The following is a 17,352-nucleotide window of genomic DNA, read 5'->3' as shown; positions in this document are numbered from 1 at the left end:
TTCGTTTTCAGTCCTGCTCGCCTCACTCCGCCGTGCGCTTGGCGTTCGCCGCGGCGCGATCGATCGCTTCCTTCGCGGCGTCCTTGGCATCGCCCATCGCCTGCTGGCCCTTGCCCTTGACCTCCTGCACGGTGCCTTCGCCCTTCATGCGCTCGGAACCGGTCGCCGCGCCAATGCCCTGCTTGGCCTTGCCGACCGTCTCGTTGGTGGCGCCCTTGATCTTGTCGCTCGTGCTACCCATAAAAATCTCCTTCCACCTTGATTGCAAGAACAACGCCACGCGCCTAAGAGCGTTCCGATTTTGGTCTGGCTTGATGCCGCGGCTTTGGTTAGCTTGCCGCGCAGGGAACCAATGGAAAGCAGACACATGAGCGGCCATGACCACACGCACTCCCAGCATCACGATCATGACGATCGCTGGAAACATGACGGCGTGCGGGTGATTCCCGGCAATCAGCTCGATCCCAATGTTCCCTCGACGCCCGGCATGGACCGCAAGGCCGCGATCAATTTCGCGCGCGTCGGGGCGCAGAAATTGTGGGCCGGCACCGTCAGCATCAAGCCCGACGCCAAGACCGGCGCGCATCATCATGGCCATTTGGAGAGCATCATCTATGTGGTGAAGGGCAAGGCCCGTATGCGCTGGGGCGATCATCTCCAGTTCACCGCGGAGGCCGGCCCCGGCGATTTCATTTACGTTCCGCCTTACGTGCCGCACCAGGAGATCAACGCCAGCCCCGACGAAGTCCTCGAATGCGTGCTGGTGCGCAGCGATGGCGAGGCGGTCGCGATCAATCTCGACATCGAGCCGGTCGAGAAGCCGGAGACGGTGCTTTGGATCGACCCGGTGCACCGCGATCCGAACGAGACGAAGTGATCTGATCTCTCTCCACACCGAGTTCGCGGCGTGCGCGTCCAATACATTTGGTGTCATCGCCCGCCTTGTGCGCAATTGCGCACTGGGCGGGCGATGACAGTATTCCAGAGACTGTGCGGGGATACGGAGAAGCTGCGGGGTAATGGATTCCCCGCCTGCACGGGGAATGACAGCGGTGGACGAGGAGCATCGTTGGCAAAAAATTGCGTGCGGCCTGTCGGGTCTCCGGCCACTCCGTCGTCCTCGGGTCGGGACCCGCCCGAAAGAGGAGTTTTGCCCCATGTCCAAGGTTACCCCCTGCCTCTGGTTCAACGGCGATGCCGAGGAAGCTGCAAATTTCTACGTTTCCCTGATGCCGGATTCGAAGATCCTGAAGGTCCAGCGCAACGTCGGCGACAATCCGTCCGGCAAGGAAGGCTCAGTGCTCGTCGTCGAGTTCACGCTAGGCGGACAGCGCCTCGTTGCGCTGAATGGCGGGATGAAGATGGAGTACACCCACGCGCTCTCGCTGCAGATTGATTGTGAGGATCAGGCGCAGGTCGACAGCATCTGGTATGCCTTCCTCGCCCATGGCGGCAAGGAAGAGCAGTGCGGCTGGCTCAGGGACCGCTGGGGCGTGGCCTGGCAGGTGGTGCCGAGGGCGATGTTCCAGTTTCTCTCGAGCTCCGACCGGGCCGCCGCCAACCGCGTCATGCAGGCCATGCTGAAAATGGTCAAGCTCGACGTCGAAGCGCTGCGGCAAGCCTATGAGGGCAAGTCGGCGGCGTGATGCGTGCGCCCGCGACACGACTTCCGCTGTCATCGCCCGACTTGATCGGGCGATCCAGTACGCCGCGGCGGTTGTGATGAATCGCGCTGTCTCTGGAATACTGGATGCCCCGGTCAAGCCGGGGCATGACAGCGGAGATGTTGGCACGAACGAGCCAACTCTCAATAATTGATCCGCAGGCCCACGCCGCCATGGATGGTGTTGCCGACCGGCTGCGGGCCGAGCGTGCCGTTGGCGAAGAGGTCGACGATCCACCCCTGCGCGAAGCGGAAGCCGAGGCGGCCGCCATATTCGAACCAGCCTTGATTGCCGATGGTTGGCACCACCGTGCCGTTGCCGGTGACGGTGGCGACGATGCCGGAATGCGCGCCGAACGACTGCACCCAGCCGCCGTTGACGTTGGCCTCGAGCGTGCTGCCGATCAGATGCGTCCACTGCCCGCCGAGCTTGACGAGGCTGGTGCGGTCGGTGCCACCCGCGATCGTCGCGTCGAACGGGTTGAACGCGACGGTCGGATCGCTATAGCCGGACACCCGCTGCCATAGCTGCCAGAACTCGACGGAGGCCGCGACCTCGTCGCGCGGCGAGAGCCGGCTGATCCAGCCGGCACGGCCGTAGACGGCGTAGTTCGAGCTGTCGGTCGTGCCGGTGACGCTGACCGCGCCGAGGCTCGTCTGATAGCTGCGTGTGTAGCGCACCTTCTCCCAGGGCGTGAGCACTGTGCCGATGTCGAAGAACGGGCGTGACGCCCCCCAGTCGGTGAAATCGTAGCGCAGCGCAAAGGCGCCGATCGGCGCGCTGGTGACGTGGTAGCCGCCCTCATTGTATTGCGTGTAGGCGAGGCCCGTGAGCAGGGATAGATTGCCGGTGAGCTCCTTGCGACCATGGACGCCGGCGGAAAACGAGCCGGCCGAGCCGAACGCGCTGACGCAGTCGCTGCAATTGACCTGCTCGTTGACGCCGAGCAGCACCGAGCCGAGCACGCGGTTGGTGATCATCTGGTTGAAGCGCTGGTTGGCGAGATCGCCGATCGAGCCGCCGCTGGAGTCGGCTCCGGAGACGGTCGGGTTCGCCCCTGGTGTCGTTGATGGAGTCGGCGACGGCGAAGGACTCGGTGAGGGCGTAGGCGTCGGGGTCGGCGAGGGGCTAGAACTCGGGCTGGGTGTCGGCGTCGGCGAGCATTCGGTGCAGTTCTGGGCGGCAGCCGGCTGAGCCGCAAGGAGCGCGAGCGACGCCACCGCGACCAGCGCGGCCGCGAGGACGATGCTGCGAGTCCGGAGCTTCGCCATCGTCACCGTCCGCACAGCACGCCGTCGTCATGGACGGCGGGCGTGATGGTCGGCGAAGCGTCGGCATATTGGTTGACCGAGCACAGTCCGGCCGCCGCCGTGCAGGTCGCGGCAAAAGTCCAGGGCGGTGTGCTGGTCTTGGTGATGGTGGTCCGGCCACCCGTCGAGGTGATGATCGCGGTGTCGCCCGGTTGCGTAAGCTGCACGCACTGCAAGCTCAGCGTGCAGACATTGGCCGCGCCGTCCTGCAAGACGACCACGGAGCGGCTGCGCTGCGAGAGGATGTCGAGCGTGGTGCCGCGCACGCCGATGGTCGCGAGCGGCGTCGTGATCTTGTAGGCGGCCTTCTCCGAATGTCCCGTGACGAAACGGAACGCGCCCGTGGTCATGCTGATCGCGACGTCGCGATAGCTGTGCTCGTCGTTGAAGACGGTGCGGTCGAGCTTGAGGGTGGCGCTCGGCCCGAGCGACAGGTTGGTGCTGTCGGCCATGACGAAGCGCGCGGCGCTGTCGGCGCCGGTGCGCACGGTCTCGTCGCGCAGCATGCTGTCGCCTACGTTGATCTGCGTCGCCGTCGCCGCGACGCGAACCACATCGTTCTGGATCACCACGGCTTCGCCAACGCGCGTCTGCGCTTGAGCGGCGGAGGCCGCACAAGCGAAGGCTGTAAGCAATGCAGGAAAGAAAACGGGAAGGCGCAAAATCATTCTTCAGCCGATCAATGTATCCCGTATCGTACCGGATCGCGTTCGCTTGTGATGTGCTATAATTGTCACAAGCGACGCAGGACGAGCGTCGTGGTTAGTGACAGTAGCGGCAAAATGCGTTCAAAGCGCTGAGCAAGGAAATTTTTGTCGGCGGTGAGCCAAATTTGCCACGCAAAGCATCCCCACAGCGACAGCGCGAAGTGACTCCTGTGCCGCCGATGTCGCGGCGCGCAGTGATCGCCGTCGTAATTTTCCTGGTCGCGCATCTCGTGCTCCTGATCGGCGTCTCGACGCCGGACAAGTTCGTGTTCGACGAGGTGCATTACGTGCCGGCCGCGCGGCAGATGCTCGAGCCGGTTGTGCCCAGGCCCGTGCTCAATCCGATGCATCCGCCGCTGGCAAAGGAGCTGATCGCGCGGTCGATCGCGACCTTCGGTGACAATTCGCTGGGCTGGCGCTATCCGGCAACGCTGTTCGGCGCGCTCGCGGTCGTCGCAGTCTATCTTTGCGGTCTTGCGCTGTTTTCGGCGGAGGGCCCCGCGATCGCGGCGGCGCTGATCGCCTTCTGCAACCAGATGCTGTTCGTGCAGTCGCGCATCGCGATGCTTGACATCTTTGCGCTGGCCTTTGGCCTAGTGGCGTCGGCGGCCTTCATGCACGGCTTTCGGAGCGAGCGGCCGCACCGGTTGTTTGCGCTGGCCGGCGGATTGTTCGGTCTTGCCGCCGCCTGCAAATGGAGCGGCCTGTTTCCGCTCGCTGCCTGCATTGTCATCGTCGCGGCGATCCGTCTGATGCAGAGCTGGCGCACGCTGTTTGCCGACGCGAAGCCGACCGACTGGTATCGCCCCGATCTCTGGCCGGATTTCAGGGCGCAGCATGTCGCGCTCTGCTTCGGCCTGTTGCCGGCAGTGTTCTATCTCGTCGCGTTCGTGCCGCTCTACGGACTATCGCCATCCGATCTGATCGAGGCCCAGCGGCGCATCTTCGCCGACAACACCACGACCGCGATCGCCGGGCATACCTATATGAGCTCATGGCCGTCCTGGCCCTTCCTCGTGCGCCCGGTATGGTTCCTGTTCGACAAGGTCGGCGACGACAGCATCTCCGCGGTCGTCCTCCTCGGTAATCCCCTGGTGCTGTGGCCGGCGTTGCTCGCGCTGGCGGTCGTGTTGCGCGACTTCATCGTCACGCGGCGTTGGGATGCGTTCCTCATCTCGGCATTCTATTTCGGCCCGTATCTCGCCTGGGCACTGCTGCCGCGTACGCTCGGCTTCATCTACTACTATCTGCCGGCCGCAACCGCGTCCTCGCTCGCACTGGTCTATGTGCTGCGACGTGAGAAGCTTCCGCCCTGGGTGCTGTGGGCCTATGTCGCGGTCGCAGCCATCGGCTTCGCCGCCATGCTACCGATCTCCGCGGCCTTCGTCGGCACCTCGATGCAGACCTTCAACCGGCTGATGATCTTCCAGAACTGGATTTGAAACTCGCCCGCCGCGGGCGCGGCAGGCGAGTTGCCGAATTGGACGCCGAGATCACTTCGAGGCAGACGTCTTGGTTTCCATGTTCACAACCTGGACACGACGGTTGACCGGGTCGGCACCGTTCGCGGCGTCTTTCAGCCGGGTCTTGCCATAGCCGACGGTGACGAGATCGCTGCCGTTGAGGCCGTAGTTCCGCACCAGATACTTCTTGATGGTGTCGGCGCGCCGCTCGGAGAGATCCTGGTTGAAGGGATCGCTGCCGATCGCGTCGGTATGGCCGGCGACAACGAAGGTCGAGCCCTTCAGAGCCGGATCGGACAGCGCCTTGCCGAGTGCCTGCACCGACCCCATCGAAGTCGTGGCGATGTTGGCCGAGTTGTAGTCGAACTGGATCTCCAGATCGATCTTCGGCTTGTTCGTTGCGAGCTCGGCGATCTGCTCTCGCTCGCCCATCGAGAGCGAACGGGTCTGCCGGTTGCGCACGGTATTCAGGAAGCTCGCCTCCTTGCCGCGATCCGCGGTCTCGGTCTGCGGACCGGCAGACAGGCCGCGGGTCAGGGGCTTCGACTTCAGGGCATCCAGGATCTGGTTGGCGGTGACGTTGTTGTCGCCGGCGAATGCCAGGCCCGCCGTCAGCGACAGCGCGGCCGAGATGGTAATCGCCTTCAATCCGAAAAACTTATCAAAGCGGGTCATTGTCGTATGTCCTAGCTGGTACGCCTGATGGCGATTTGGTGCTGCGAGCCTAGGTCACGTTCAAACACCCCGATGTGATGCGTATCACATTCAGAAGTGGCCTCATGTCTCTACCCATTTTAGCGCCGGAGCCGGTCGGCATCCAATTGCTCGTTCGATTACCGGCAGCGACCTGCCACCAAGAATGTTCGCGTCCGTTGGTCGGGCAGCACGACTGTCTCTTCGAGTCGTTGATCGATAGCCGATTTTTCTGATCGTATCTTACGGCCCGCATCGCGCTCGCTGGACTCCACGCGCCAGCGGGTACATTCTCTCTGCATTGCTCGTCACCAGCCATTGTTGTAGCTGCGTTAGCAGCCGGAAAGATAGCCGTCGCAACGTCTTCCAGCTCGGTTCGAGCACCTGAAATCCCCGCGTGATCCAGATCACAGTGCTTTCTCGTGGAATGGATCAGATTGCTCCGATCGGATCGACTCAGGCGGATCCGAGGGCAGCGAAGAAGTTTGGATCAGGGAAGAGTGATCATGCGCTTCTTGATCGCAGCAATTTCAATCGCAGCATTTCTCGTCAGCGGGGACGCAGCCTTGGCTGACAAGCGCGTCGCCTTCGTGGTCGGCAACTCCGCCTACAAGAATGTCCCGCAGCTTCCCAACCCGGCGATCGATTCCAAGGCGATGGCCAGGGTGCTGCGCAATGTCGGCTTCGATGTCGTCGAGGGCTCCAACCTCACCCGCGATGCCATGACGGCAAAGCTCCTGGAGTTCGGCAAGAAAAGCGAAGGCGCCGATGTCGCAGTGTTCTTCTATGCCGGCCACGGCATCGCCGTGAACGGCATCAATTACCTGTTGCCGATCGATGCCGACCTGAAATCCGAGATGGACGTCAAGCTGGGCGCGGCGATCAACGTCGACGTCACGCTCGAGCAGACGATGGCGGATGCGAAGGTGAAGCTCGTGTTCCTGGACGCCTGTCGAGACAACCCGTTCGCGGCAAAGATTCGTTCGGCCAAGGCAACGCGCTCGATCAACGTGCAGACCGGACTGGCGGAGATGAAATCGGGCGAGGGTACGCTCATCGCGTTTGCCACCGGCCCTGGCCAGACCGCTCTCGATGGCGAGGCCGGCACCAACAGCCCGTTCACCCGCGCCCTCGTGGCCAACATTGCCCAGCCCGGCCTCGAGATCCAGCAGGCGATGACCAAGGTCCGCGCCCAGGTCAGCGACGAGACCAATAAGGGGCAGTTGCCCTGGGGCCATACCAACCTCACCGGCAACGTCTATCTCAATCCGGTTGGCGTGCCAGCCACCGCCGCGAGCGACGGCTCGAGCGTGTCGGCATCGGCTTCGACCAAGCAGGGCTCGGACGTCGAGCTCGAGTTCTGGCGCTCGATCAAGGATTCCAACAAGGTGGAAGAGCTCAACGCCTATCTCACCAACTATCCGAACGGCACGTTCAAAGCGATTGCCCTCGCTCGCATCGCGGCGTTGCAGGACGGTCCGTCGAACACCACGCGCAACCTGTCGGCCGGGGTCGATCCTGCGACCTTTACCGAGGAAGCCAATCAGGTCACCGAAGACCAGATCGGCCTCGACAAAGGTCAGCGCCGCGACGTGCAGCGCCGCCTCACCGGGCTCGGTTTTGACGTCAAGGCGACCGGCAAGTTCGACGACGAGACCCGCTCTGTGCTCAAGCGCTGGCAGGCGGCACGTGGCTATCCCGCCACCGGCTATCTCAACAAGCTTCAGCACAGAGCCCTGCTATCGGAGATTGTCTCGACCCGCGCTGCCTCCTCCGAGTCGGCGGACGAAGAGCCAACGCGCCGTCGCTCCTCCGGTGGTGGTGGCCATCGCTATTATGGTAGTGGCGGCGGCGGTGGCGGCCCGATGGGCGGCCCCGGAGGCCTCTTCGGTGGCATGATGGGCGGATTGTTCGGCCGCCGCTAGTAAGCAAACGGGCGAAGCGAAGGCGGCCCGATCCGGGCCGCTTCTTCGTTTCGGCCCCTTGCTGGACGATGGTCGCAAAGCCGTCGCCGGGCAGCCCGGCTGCGAACAAGAAATCGGCCAGATGGGCGCCTAGCAAACGGCGTCACCCCTGAAGAAGCGTCAGCCCAGCGGAAGGGAGCCGGTTCCGACCAGTGCCAAGGCCGAGTGAGTATCAGTCCTATCGGGGCGGCCCGCCGGATCGGACGACTTCGCAGAGTTCTATGCCCATCTATATCGGCGCAGCGATGATCGCGGTCGCGATCCTGCTGTCGACATTGATCACGGGTCTCACCAATCGCTATGTCGGCCTGGAAGGCGTGACCGAAGACAATATGTGGCTGGTCGACCGCCTGACCGGCAGCGTCTATCGCTGCCAGGCGACCGATCGCGGCAAGGCCGCCTGCGAGCCCGATATCGCGACCGGCAGCCTCGGCGACCGCCCCAAGGGATCGAAGCGAGGGCCTTGAGGTCATCAGCCTTTGCGCTGCAGCAATGAAATTGTCTTCTCCGCGAAACGCTCCTCGCAGACAATACGTAGTTGCGAAGGCCGGCATGACGCCGGTTTCGTTTTACGGAGGAGACTTTTGATGAAGACTTTGCTGACGGCCGCAGCCTTTGTCGCACTCGCGCTTTCGCCAGCTTCGGCGAAGATGATGGCCTGCACCAGCGCCAACATGGGCGCCACGCTGACGACGGTGGCGGCCATGCCTGATAGCCCGACCAAGATGGGCATGAACAAGGAAATGGCGATGGCCAATACTGACATGAGCAACGGCAAGATGCCCAGCGCCTGCAAGCACTACATGAAGGCGCAGATGACGAAGTAGCACGGGCGTTCGTTGCCCGGTCGGCCGCGCTGTCAGCAGACGGCGGCGCGGCTTTTCTTTGTCGTTGCTTCTTTGCCTCCTTGCGAATCCCGCTACATTGCCGCTCGCAATGTCCCGCACACCCAAGACACTCCCGCTTCAGACGTCGCAAGCCCGGCAGATCTGGCTGCGCGCGCAGCGGCTCGATACCCGCGAGCCCTTTGGCGCGGGCGCGCAAGCGGTCACTGACGCGATTACCCATCTCGGCTATGTGCAGATCGACACCATCAACGTCATCGAACGCTGTCATCACCACATTCTCTACAGCCGCATCCCGTCCTATCGCCGCGCCGACCTGCGCCACGCCCAGAGTGTCGACAGGAGCGTGTTCGAATACTGGACCCACGCGCTGTCCTACGTGCCGACGAGCGACTTCCGCTTCTTCCTGCCCGCGATGCGCGAGCACCGGCGCGACGGACACAAATGGTACGCATCGGTGACACCGGCCGACATGCGCAAGGTGATGCGGCTGGTGCGGGCCGGCCCGCTGACGATCCGCGACATCGAGGACGACGTTCTCACGGAGAAGGAGCATCTGTGGCAGAGCCGCAAGCCCTCGAAGCGGGCGTTGCAACTCGCCTTCTACACCGGCGTCGTCACGATCAGCGAACGCCAGGGCATGCTCAAGACCTATGAACTGATGACGCGACATTTCGGCTGGGACAAGCTGCCGAAGCCGGCCTCTGCGAAGGACGGGACCGCCTATCTGCTCGACCGTGCGCTGCGCGCTCAGGGCGTCGTGAGCCTCGATTCGATCTGCCATCTCGACGCGCCAAGCAAGCAGGCGGTGGCGCATCTGATCGCATCGCGGGTCCGACGCGGCGAGCTCGTCCCGCTTGCCTTGGAAGGCGCGGGCAAGCAGGAGCATTGGGCGGCGCCGTCGGCGCTGGAGCCGGGCGAGGGCGCGCCGCCGGATCTCGTGCACATCCTCTCGCCCTTCGATCCCCTGATCATCCAGCGCAAGCGCACCAACCTCATCTTCGGCTACAATCATCTGTTCGAGGCTTATGTGCCGAAGGCCAAGCGCAAGCTCGGCTATTTCGCGCTTCCCGTGCTGGTCGGTGACGAGATCGTGGCGGCGCTGGACCTCAAGACCGACCGGCAGAACAAGATACTCCTGATGCAGAAATGGACCTGGGTCGGCAACGGCAAGAAGACGGCCGGCCGCAAGGAGCTGAAGCGCAGGGTTGAAGAGGAGCTCGATCGTTTCGAGCGTTTTCAATTGGCGGAGCAGGATGCAGCTTCGTAGCCCGCGTAAGGGTGGGTTAGCCTTGCTGCGCCATAAACGCTCTAACTCCTCATCCTGAGGAGCTTGCGAAGCAAGCGTCTCGAAGGATGTTGGCCACAGGCGGGGCCTCATGGTTCGAGACGCGCTTCGCGCTCCTCACCATGAGGGTCTTGTGACACATTAGAACTAACCCACCCTCCGCATCGCAACGACCCGATCGAGCCAAGTGCCCAAGATAATGCCGACGAAGTAGGCCACGATATTCCACAGCGAGAAGATCCGCCCCAGCAGCAGCGCGCCGGCGGTTGTGAGGCGGAATGCATCGAGCCAGGGCGTATGCACCAGCCGGGACAGTTCGACGACGATCGCGATCGCCGCCGCGATGCCCGCTACTTGCGTCCGCGTCAGTTGTGGCAGCAAGGCGCCGACCAGGAGAAACACCATGGTCGCCCACAACAGCGAGCCGCCATATTTGACCACGAAGGCGGAAAGCCCGAGCGGAAAGCCATACCGGCGCAAGAAGAGGCCGCAGGCGATCACGACGAGAGCGAGGGCGGCACGGACCAGCGATAGCTGCAGCGGCGCAACAGGGTTGGTCGATTGCGTTCCGTGCATTGCTCGTTCCATTGACTCTTTTGCCGCGATGCTCAAAACCGCCATCAGCCCGAGAAAAACAACAACCAAGGGGACGCCATGAGCCAGACCACCACCTTTGCCGGTTCCGCAGGCACTGCCAAGAACAATAACAAGAGCGCAATCGAGACCTCGACCATCCGCGCCATCTCCTGGCGCCTGATTCCCTTCCTGGTGCTGGCCTACTTCTTTTCCTATCTCGACCGCGTCAATCTCGGCTTCGCCGCGCTGACCATGAATGCGGAATTGAAGTTCACGCCGCTGATCTTCTCCTGGGGCGCCGGCATCTTCTTCATCGGCTATTTCATCTTCGAGGTGCCGAGCAACCTGGCGCTGGAGAGATTCGGCGCCAGCCGCTGGATCGCCCGCATCATGGTGACCTGGGGCGTGATCTCGGCGCTGATGGCGCTGGTCAACGGCGTGACGAGCTTCTACATCCTGCGCTTTCTGCTCGGCGTCGCCGAAGCCGGCTTCTTTCCCGGCATCATCCTCTATCTGACCTATTGGTACCCGGCCGAATATCGCGCGCGCTTCCTCGCGGCGTTTGCGATTGCGGTGCCGGTCTCGACCGTGATCGGCGCGCCGATCTCCGGCCTGCTGCTCGGGCTCGATGGTGTGCTGGGCTTGCAGGGCTGGCAGTGGCTGTTCATCATCGAGGGCGTGCCTTCGGTGCTGCTCGGCATCGTCACCTGGTTCTATCTCACGGACAAGCCGGAGAAGGCAGACTGGCTGTCGACCGAGCAGAAGGCGTGGCTCAAGGCGAGGCTGGACTCGGAAATCGCGGCCAAGCAGGCGGTGAAGTACCTCTCGCTCGGCGAAGCCTTGTCATCGCCGAAGGTAATTGCGCTGAGCCTGATCTACTTCGGCTTCGTCGGCGCGCTCTATGGCATGCAGTTCTGGCTGCCACAGATCGTGAAGGCTTTCGGCCTCACCAACGCGCAGACCGGTTTTGTCACCGCGATCCCGTATCTCTTCGGCACCATCGCGATGATCCTGTGGGCACGGCATTCCGACGCCGCGCGCGAGCGCGTGATGCATGTCGGCGCCCCGCTGCTCCTCACAGCCGTCGCGCTCGGCGTCTCCTCGTATCTCACCGACCCCACCATGACGATGGTGGCGCTGACGGTGGCCGCGATCGGCGTGTTCTGCTGCTTCGGCGTGTTCTGGACCCTGCCGACCGCCTGGCTCTCGGGCACGGCCGCCGCCGGTGGCATCGCGCTGATCAACTCGATCGGCAATCTCGCCGGCTTCGGCGGCCCCTACCTGATCGGCTGGGTCAAGCAAGCCACCGGCCAGACCGCGACCGGCCTCCTGGTTCTCGCGATCCTGCCGCTGATCGCCGGCATCCTGGTGTTCGTCGGCGGCCACGAGAGCAAGCACGAATTTGCCGACCACGGACGGTGAAGGGACTTTGTGGAGTGGGCAAAGCGAAGTCTACCCACCAATCGTTTTGCACATGGACGGTACCAGCGGTGGGGCACGGCGCTGACGCGCCTTTGCTGCAGCCGTTTTGCGACCAGACGTCGCATCCGCCGCCAACCCCTGAGAATTCTTACTACTCCTTAACGCTCACGTTTTTCTGATGACTGACGATTATTGACTTTTATCAGTGATTATTCGACATTTCTCGGGAATACAGCCGCAGGAGTGTCCGATGTTCGTCCGGTCGATTTTATCGAGCTATTCCAGGCTCTTGGCAGGTGCTTCGCTGGCCCTGATGGCCGTGGCGCTGGCCGGATGCAATGACACTGTGGCGCAAAAGGCCGAGCCACCGCGGCCGGTTCTGGTCGCAACCGCCCATTACGAGGCTGACACGCCGGAGCGGAGCTTCGTCGGCACCATCAAGCCCCGGATCGAAAGCGACCTTGGGTTCCGCGTCGCCGGCAAGGTAGCCAAACGCCTCGTCGAAGTCGGGCAGACCGTCGAGGAGGGCCAGCCGCTCGCGACCCTCGATGAGGTCGATCTCAAGCTCCAGGCCGAGCAGGCCGTGGCCGAGCAGACGGCCGCGACCGGCGTGCTGGCCCAGGCCGCCGCCGCCGAGCAGCGCGCCAAGGATCTGAAGGCCAAGGGCTGGACCACAGACGCGCAGATGGATTCGAGCCGCGCATCGGCCGACGAGGCCCGCGCGCGCCTGGACCGCGCCGTGCGCTCGGTCGAGTTGACCAAGAACTCCCTTTCCTATGCGACGCTGGTTGCCGACGCCCGTGGCGTTGTCACCGCAACGCTGATCGAGCCCGGCCAGGTGGTCGCCGCGGGCCAGGCTTCGATCCGCGTCGCCCGCTTTGCCGAGAAGGAAGCGGTCGTCGCGATTCCTGAGACGCTGGTCGGACGCGCCAAGTCGGGCGTCGCCAGCGTCACTCTTTGGTCGGAGCCCGACAAGAAGTACACGGCGAGGCTGCGCGAGATCGCGCCTGCCGCCGATCCGGCTACACGCACCTATCTCGCAAAGTTCTCGATGCCCGATGCCGACGACAAGGTCGCGCTCGGCATGACCGCGACGCTGACGCTGTCGGACGCCGCGACCGAGCGCGTCGCGCGGCTGCCGCTGTCGGCGCTGTTCAACGAAGGCGGCAAGCCCTCCTTCTACGTCGTCGACGACAACGGCGCCGTCGCGCTGAAACCAGTCACGGTGAAATCCTACGAGAGCAATGACGTCGTCGTCACTGGTGGCGTGGAGGAGGGCGCGAAGATCGTGGCCCTCGGCGTGCAGAAGCTCGATCCGAGCATGAAGGTCCGGATCGTGTCGTCGTTGTCGTTCTAGTTGCAGAGCATGATCCGGAACAGCGTGCAGCGGTTTTCCGAAAAGATCATGCTCAACCGATAAAGGAGTTCCGTCATTGCGAGGTGAGCTTCGGCCGTCGCGCGAATGCGGCGTAAGGAGCGGCGAAGTGATCCAGAACCTGCCCAGCCCCTTGGATCGCTTCGCTACCTCGCAATGACGGGTTCAACAGGGTTGGTTGTCTTGTTGTTGGCAATTGGGTCATCTCTGGAGAGAGTGCGATGAAGCGCTTCAACCTTTCCGCCTGGGCCGTCAGTCATCCGACGCTGGTGCTGTTCCTGATGCTCGTCCTCGGCGTCGCCGGCTTCTTCTCCTATCAGAAGCTCGGCCGCGCCGAGGATCCGTTCTTCACGGTGAAAGTGGTCAACGTCTCCGTGATCTGGCCGGGCGCGACCGCGCAGGAAATGCAGACCCAGGTCGCCGATCCCATCGAGAAGAAACTCCAGGAGCTGCCATATTTCGAGAAGGTGCAGACCTACTCGAAGCCCGCCTTCACCGCGCTGCAGGTGACGTTCCGCGACTCCACGCCACCGAAGGACGTGCCGTATCTCTTCTATCTCCTGCGCAAGAAGCTCGTCGACGTGCAGGGCCAGTTGCCGTCGGGCATTCTCGGGCCCGTCGTCAATGACGAGTTCTCCGACGTCGATTCCATCCTCTACATGATGACCGGCGATGGCGCCGACTATGCGCAGCTCAAGAAGACCGCCGAAGGTTTTCGCCAGCACCTCCTTAAAGTGCCCGGCGTGACCAAGGTCGACATCTATGGCACGCAGGACGAGCGTATCTATGTCGAGTTCAGCCACGCCAAGCTCGCGACCCTCGGCATCACGCCGCAGGCGCTGTTCGATTCGCTCGCCAAGCAGAACAACGTGACCCCGGCCGGCACGGTCGAAACCTCCTCGCAGCGCGTGCCGCTGCGTGTCACAGGTGCGCTCGACGGTGCCAAGGCGGTTGCCGAAACTCCGGTCGAGAGCAACGGCCGCGTGTTCCGTCTCGGCGACATCGCCACAGTCACCCATGGCTATGTCGATCCGCCCAGCTTCACCGTCCGCCAGGAGGGCAAGCCCGCGATCGGCATCGGCGTCGTCACGGCCAAAGGCGCCAACATCCTCGAACTCGGCAAGGACGTCGAGAAGGCGACTGCGGAATTCATGAAGGCGGTGCCGCAGGGCATCGACGTCGAGCTGATCGCCGACCAGCCCAAGGTGGTCGAGCATGCGGTGGGCGAGTTCGTGCATTCGTTCATCGAGGCGCTCGCGATCGTCTTGTTCGTCTCTTTCGTTGCGCTCGGCTGGCGTACCGGCATCGTGGTCGCGCTGTCCGTGCCGCTGGTGCTCGGCATCGTCTTCATCGTCATGAACTCGATGTCGCTCGACCTGCATCGCATCTCGCTCGGTGCGCTGATCATCGCGCTCGGCCTCCTGGTCGATGACGCCATCATCGCGGTCGAGATGATGGTTGTGAAGATGGAGCAGGGCTGGGACCGCATCCGCGCCGCGTCCTTTGCCTGGGAATCCACTGCGTTTCCGATGCTCACGGGAACGCTGGTCACGGCCGCTGGCTTCCTCCCCATCGGTTTTGCCAATTCGGCGGTCGGCGAATATGCCGGCAGCATCTTCTGGATCGTGGCGATCGCACTGGTCGCCTCCTGGTTCGTGGCGGTGATCTTCACGCCCTATATCGGCGTCAAGCTGCTGCCCAACGTCAAGCTGCACCACACCCACGATCCACACGCGGTCTACGAGACGCGCATGTACCGCGGCCTTCGCGCCATCGTGCAATGGTGCGTCAACCACCGCATCACGGTGGTGGTCGCGACCGTCGGCGTCTTCGCCGCCTCGATCGTCGGCTTCGGCCACGTGCAGCAGCAGTTCTTCCCGCTGTCCGAGCGGCCCGAGCTGTTCCTCCAGCTCCGCTTGCCGGAAGGCACCGCATTCAACGTCACCGAAAAGGCGGTGAAGGATGCCGAGAAGCTGTTGAAGGATGACCAGGACATCGCGACCTACACGGCCTACGTCGGGCAGGGCTCGCCGCGCTTCTGGCTCGGCCTCAATCCGCAGCTGCCGAACGAGGCCTTTGCCGAGATCGTCATCGTCGCCAAAGGTGTCGAGGCGCGCGAGCGCATCAAGGCGAAGCTCGAGAACGCCGTTGCCGACGGCGCGCTCAATGAAGCCCGTGTCCGCGTCGACCGCTTCAATTTCGGTCCACCGGTCGGCTTCCCCGTGCAGTTCCGCGTGATCGGCCCCGATCCCAACAAGGTGCGCGAGATCGCCTATCAGGTGCGCGACGTCATGCGTCAGAACAAGAACGTCAAGGACGTCCAGCTCGACTGGAACGAGCAGTCGCCGTATCTCAAGCTCGTCGTCGACCAGGATCGCGCACGTGCGATGGGCCTCACCCCGCAGGAGGTCTCGCAGTCGCTCGCGATGCTGATCTCGGGTGCGCAGGTGACGACCGTACGTGACGGCATCGAGAAGGTCGGCGTGGTCGCCCGTGCGATCCCGTCCGAGCGGCTCGATCTCGCCCATGTCGGCGATCTCACCATCACCTCGCGTAACGGCGTCGCCGTGCCGCTCCAGCAGATTGCCAAGATCGAATACTCCCACGAGGAGCCGATCCTGTGGCGGCGCAACCGCGACATGGCGATCACCGTGCGCTCCGACGTCGTCGACGGCGTGCAGGCGCCCGACGTCACCAGCCAGATCACGCCGAAGCTGCAACAGATCAAGGACAGCCTCGAGCCGGCCTACCGCATCGAGCCCGGCGGCGCGTTCGAGGAATCAGCCAAGGGCAACGCCTCGATTTTCATCCTCTTCCCGGTGATGGTCATGGTGATGCTGACGCTGCTGATGATCCAGCTCCAGAGCTTCTCGCGCCTGATCCTGGTGTTTCTCACCGCGCCGCTCGGCATCGTCGGCGCATCCCTCGGGCTCAACGTCGCCAACCAGCCGTTCGGCTTCGTGGCACTGCTCGGCCTGATCGCGCTTGCCGGCATGATCATGCGCAACACGGTCATTCTGGTCGACCAGATCGAGACCGACGTCTCCCACGGCCTGACCCGGCGCGAGGCGATCGTGGAAGCGACCGTCCGGCGCGCGCGCCCGGTGGTGCTGACCGCGCTCGCGGCGATCCTTGCCATGATCCCGCTGTCGCGCTCGGCGTTCTGGGGCCCGATGGCGATCACCATCATGGGCGGATTGTTCGTTGCGACCTTCCTGACGCTCCTGTATCTGCCGGGCCTCTATGCCCTGTGGTTCCGCAAGAGCCTCGACGAGGCTGGAACGGCCGAGCAGCCGGAAGCTGCACCGCAGCATGGCACCGATGCCGAACCCGCATTTCCGCTTGCTGAGGCTGCTGAATAGATGAAAAGTGAGTTTGACGAGTCCCGACAGATGACACTGGTTTCGGAACATATCGAAGGCGACACCCGGGAGCGCATCCTCGAGGTGGCCGAGCGGCTGTTCCGCCAGCTCGGCTACCAGAAGACGACTGTCGGCGACATCGCCAAAGAGCTCCGAATGAGCCCGGCCAACGTCTATCGCTTCTTCGAATCGAAGAAGGCGATCCATCAGGCGGTGGCGCGGGGGCTGATGGGCGAGGTCGAGCTGGAAGCGCAGCGGATCGTGCGCGGGCCGGGTCCGGTGCGCGACCGCTTCCGGCAGCTCCTGACCACCATCCATCGCATGAACACCGAGCGTTATGTCGGTGATTCCAAGCTGCATGAGATGGTCGAGATCGCGATGCAGGAGGACTGGGACGTCTGTGTCGCCCATATGGAGTGCATCGCTTCGATCATCGGCCAGGTGATCGCTCAGGGCGTCGCCTCCGGCGAATTCGAGGCGCCGGACCTGCAACTGGCCTCGCTCTGCGCCTGCACCGCGATGATGCGCTTTTTCCACCCCCAGATGATCGCCCAATGCGCCACCAAGCCGGGCCCGACCATCGACCAGATGATCGATTTCGTCATCGCAGGCCTGTCCCCGCGTAGCTGACGCACTCGTCAGTTGACCATTCTTTCATTGCAAGCCAAGCAGGCGCAGCCCGG

General features: G+C 63.4%; 16 protein-coding genes. 11 read left to right on the top strand and 5 right to left on the bottom strand.

The genetic code is table 11. The features are described 5' to 3' along the window. Positions 1-22: 22 nt before the first annotated feature. Positions 23-241, bottom strand: a complete 219-nt coding sequence (locus tag QA640_RS34055) for a CsbD family protein (RefSeq protein ID WP_283037176.1) — start codon at positions 239-241, stop codon at positions 23-25. A 126-nt stretch (positions 242-367) separates the two neighbouring features. Between QA640_RS34055 and QA640_RS34050 the strand changes: the two genes are divergently transcribed. Beyond that, a complete protein-coding gene (locus tag QA640_RS34050; protein WP_283037175.1) occupies positions 368-877 on the top strand; it encodes a cupin domain-containing protein in 510 nt (169 codons plus the stop codon). Positions 878-1,157: 280 nt separating this feature from the next. Next, positions 1,158-1,646 carry a VOC family protein gene (locus QA640_RS34045; protein ID WP_283037174.1) on the top strand — a complete coding sequence of 163 codons (489 nt, stop codon included), beginning with the start codon at positions 1,158-1,160 and terminating at the stop codon, positions 1,644-1,646. Positions 1,647-1,807: 161 nt separating this feature from the next. Here QA640_RS34045 and QA640_RS34040 read toward each other — a convergent pair whose 3' ends face one another. Together QA640_RS34040 and QA640_RS34035 are read right to left on the bottom strand one after the other, a co-directional pair. Next, the gene (locus QA640_RS34040; RefSeq protein WP_283037173.1) at positions 1,808-2,935 is read right to left on the bottom strand and encodes a hypothetical protein; all 1,128 of its coding nucleotides are present in this window, start codon (positions 2,933-2,935) and stop codon (positions 1,808-1,810) included. Positions 2,936-2,937: 2 nt separating this feature from the next. Continuing rightward, entirely contained in the window at positions 2,938-3,642 is a 705-nt protein-coding gene (locus QA640_RS34035; RefSeq protein WP_349253653.1) for a FecR family protein, read from the bottom strand. Between the two features lie 218 nt (positions 3,643-3,860). On the opposite strand from QA640_RS34035, the gene QA640_RS34030 reads away from it, so the two are divergent. Continuing rightward, positions 3,861-5,123, top strand: coding sequence for a phospholipid carrier-dependent glycosyltransferase (locus QA640_RS34030; RefSeq protein WP_283037171.1), 1,263 nt, complete (start codon positions 3,861-3,863; stop codon positions 5,121-5,123). Between the two features lie 51 nt (positions 5,124-5,174). Here QA640_RS34030 and QA640_RS34025 read toward each other — a convergent pair whose 3' ends face one another. After that, entirely contained in the window at positions 5,175-5,819 is a 645-nt protein-coding gene (locus QA640_RS34025) for an OmpA family protein (protein WP_283037170.1), read from the bottom strand. Between the two features lie 524 nt (positions 5,820-6,343). Between QA640_RS34025 and QA640_RS34020 the strand changes: the two genes are divergently transcribed. From QA640_RS34020 to QA640_RS34005, 4 genes are all read left to right on the top strand, one after another. Next, entirely contained in the window at positions 6,344-7,762 is a 1,419-nt protein-coding gene (locus tag QA640_RS34020; protein ID WP_283037169.1) for a caspase family protein, read from the top strand. A gap of 260 nt (positions 7,763-8,022) precedes the next feature. After that, positions 8,023-8,268: a hypothetical protein gene (locus QA640_RS34015; protein WP_283037168.1), complete on the top strand. Its 246-nt coding sequence runs from the start codon at positions 8,023-8,025 to the stop codon at positions 8,266-8,268. A gap of 120 nt (positions 8,269-8,388) precedes the next feature. Further along, entirely contained in the window at positions 8,389-8,628 is a 240-nt protein-coding gene (locus QA640_RS34010) for a hypothetical protein (protein WP_283037167.1), read from the top strand. Between the two features lie 109 nt (positions 8,629-8,737). After that, a complete protein-coding gene (locus QA640_RS34005) occupies positions 8,738-9,916 on the top strand; it encodes a crosslink repair DNA glycosylase YcaQ family protein (RefSeq protein ID WP_283037166.1) in 1,179 nt (392 codons plus the stop codon). A 165-nt stretch (positions 9,917-10,081) separates the two neighbouring features. Here the strand turns inward: QA640_RS34005 and QA640_RS34000 are convergent, their stop codons facing one another. Then, positions 10,082-10,510 (bottom strand): DUF2809 domain-containing protein, encoded by a 429-nt coding sequence (locus QA640_RS34000; RefSeq protein ID WP_283037165.1) that lies wholly within the window; start codon positions 10,508-10,510, stop codon positions 10,082-10,084. Positions 10,511-10,588: 78 nt separating this feature from the next. Here QA640_RS34000 and QA640_RS33995 point away from each other — a divergent pair, with 78 nt between their 5' ends. The 4 genes from QA640_RS33995 (at position 10,589) to QA640_RS33980 (ending at position 17,299) form a co-directional block, all read left to right on the top strand. Next, positions 10,589-11,932: an MFS transporter gene (locus tag QA640_RS33995; protein ID WP_283037164.1), complete on the top strand. Its 1,344-nt coding sequence runs from the start codon at positions 10,589-10,591 to the stop codon at positions 11,930-11,932. A gap of 250 nt (positions 11,933-12,182) precedes the next feature. Then, positions 12,183-13,289 carry an efflux RND transporter periplasmic adaptor subunit gene (locus QA640_RS33990; protein WP_283037163.1) on the top strand — a complete coding sequence of 369 codons (1,107 nt, stop codon included), beginning with the start codon at positions 12,183-12,185 and terminating at the stop codon, positions 13,287-13,289. 239 nt (positions 13,290-13,528) lie between these two features. Continuing rightward, a complete protein-coding gene (locus tag QA640_RS33985; RefSeq protein WP_283037162.1) occupies positions 13,529-16,669 on the top strand; it encodes an efflux RND transporter permease subunit in 3,141 nt (1,046 codons plus the stop codon). A gap of 30 nt (positions 16,670-16,699) precedes the next feature. Further along, positions 16,700-17,299 (top strand): TetR/AcrR family transcriptional regulator, encoded by a 600-nt coding sequence (locus QA640_RS33980; RefSeq protein WP_283037161.1) that lies wholly within the window; start codon positions 16,700-16,702, stop codon positions 17,297-17,299. The last annotated feature ends 53 nt before the right edge of the window (positions 17,300-17,352 follow it).

It is taken from the genome of Bradyrhizobium sp. CB82, from assembly GCF_029714405.1.
Lineage (GTDB): Bacteria > Pseudomonadota > Alphaproteobacteria > Rhizobiales > Xanthobacteraceae > Bradyrhizobium.
The sequence above is the reverse complement of the archived record's forward strand: the minus strand, read 5'-3'. Positions and strand labels throughout refer to the sequence as shown.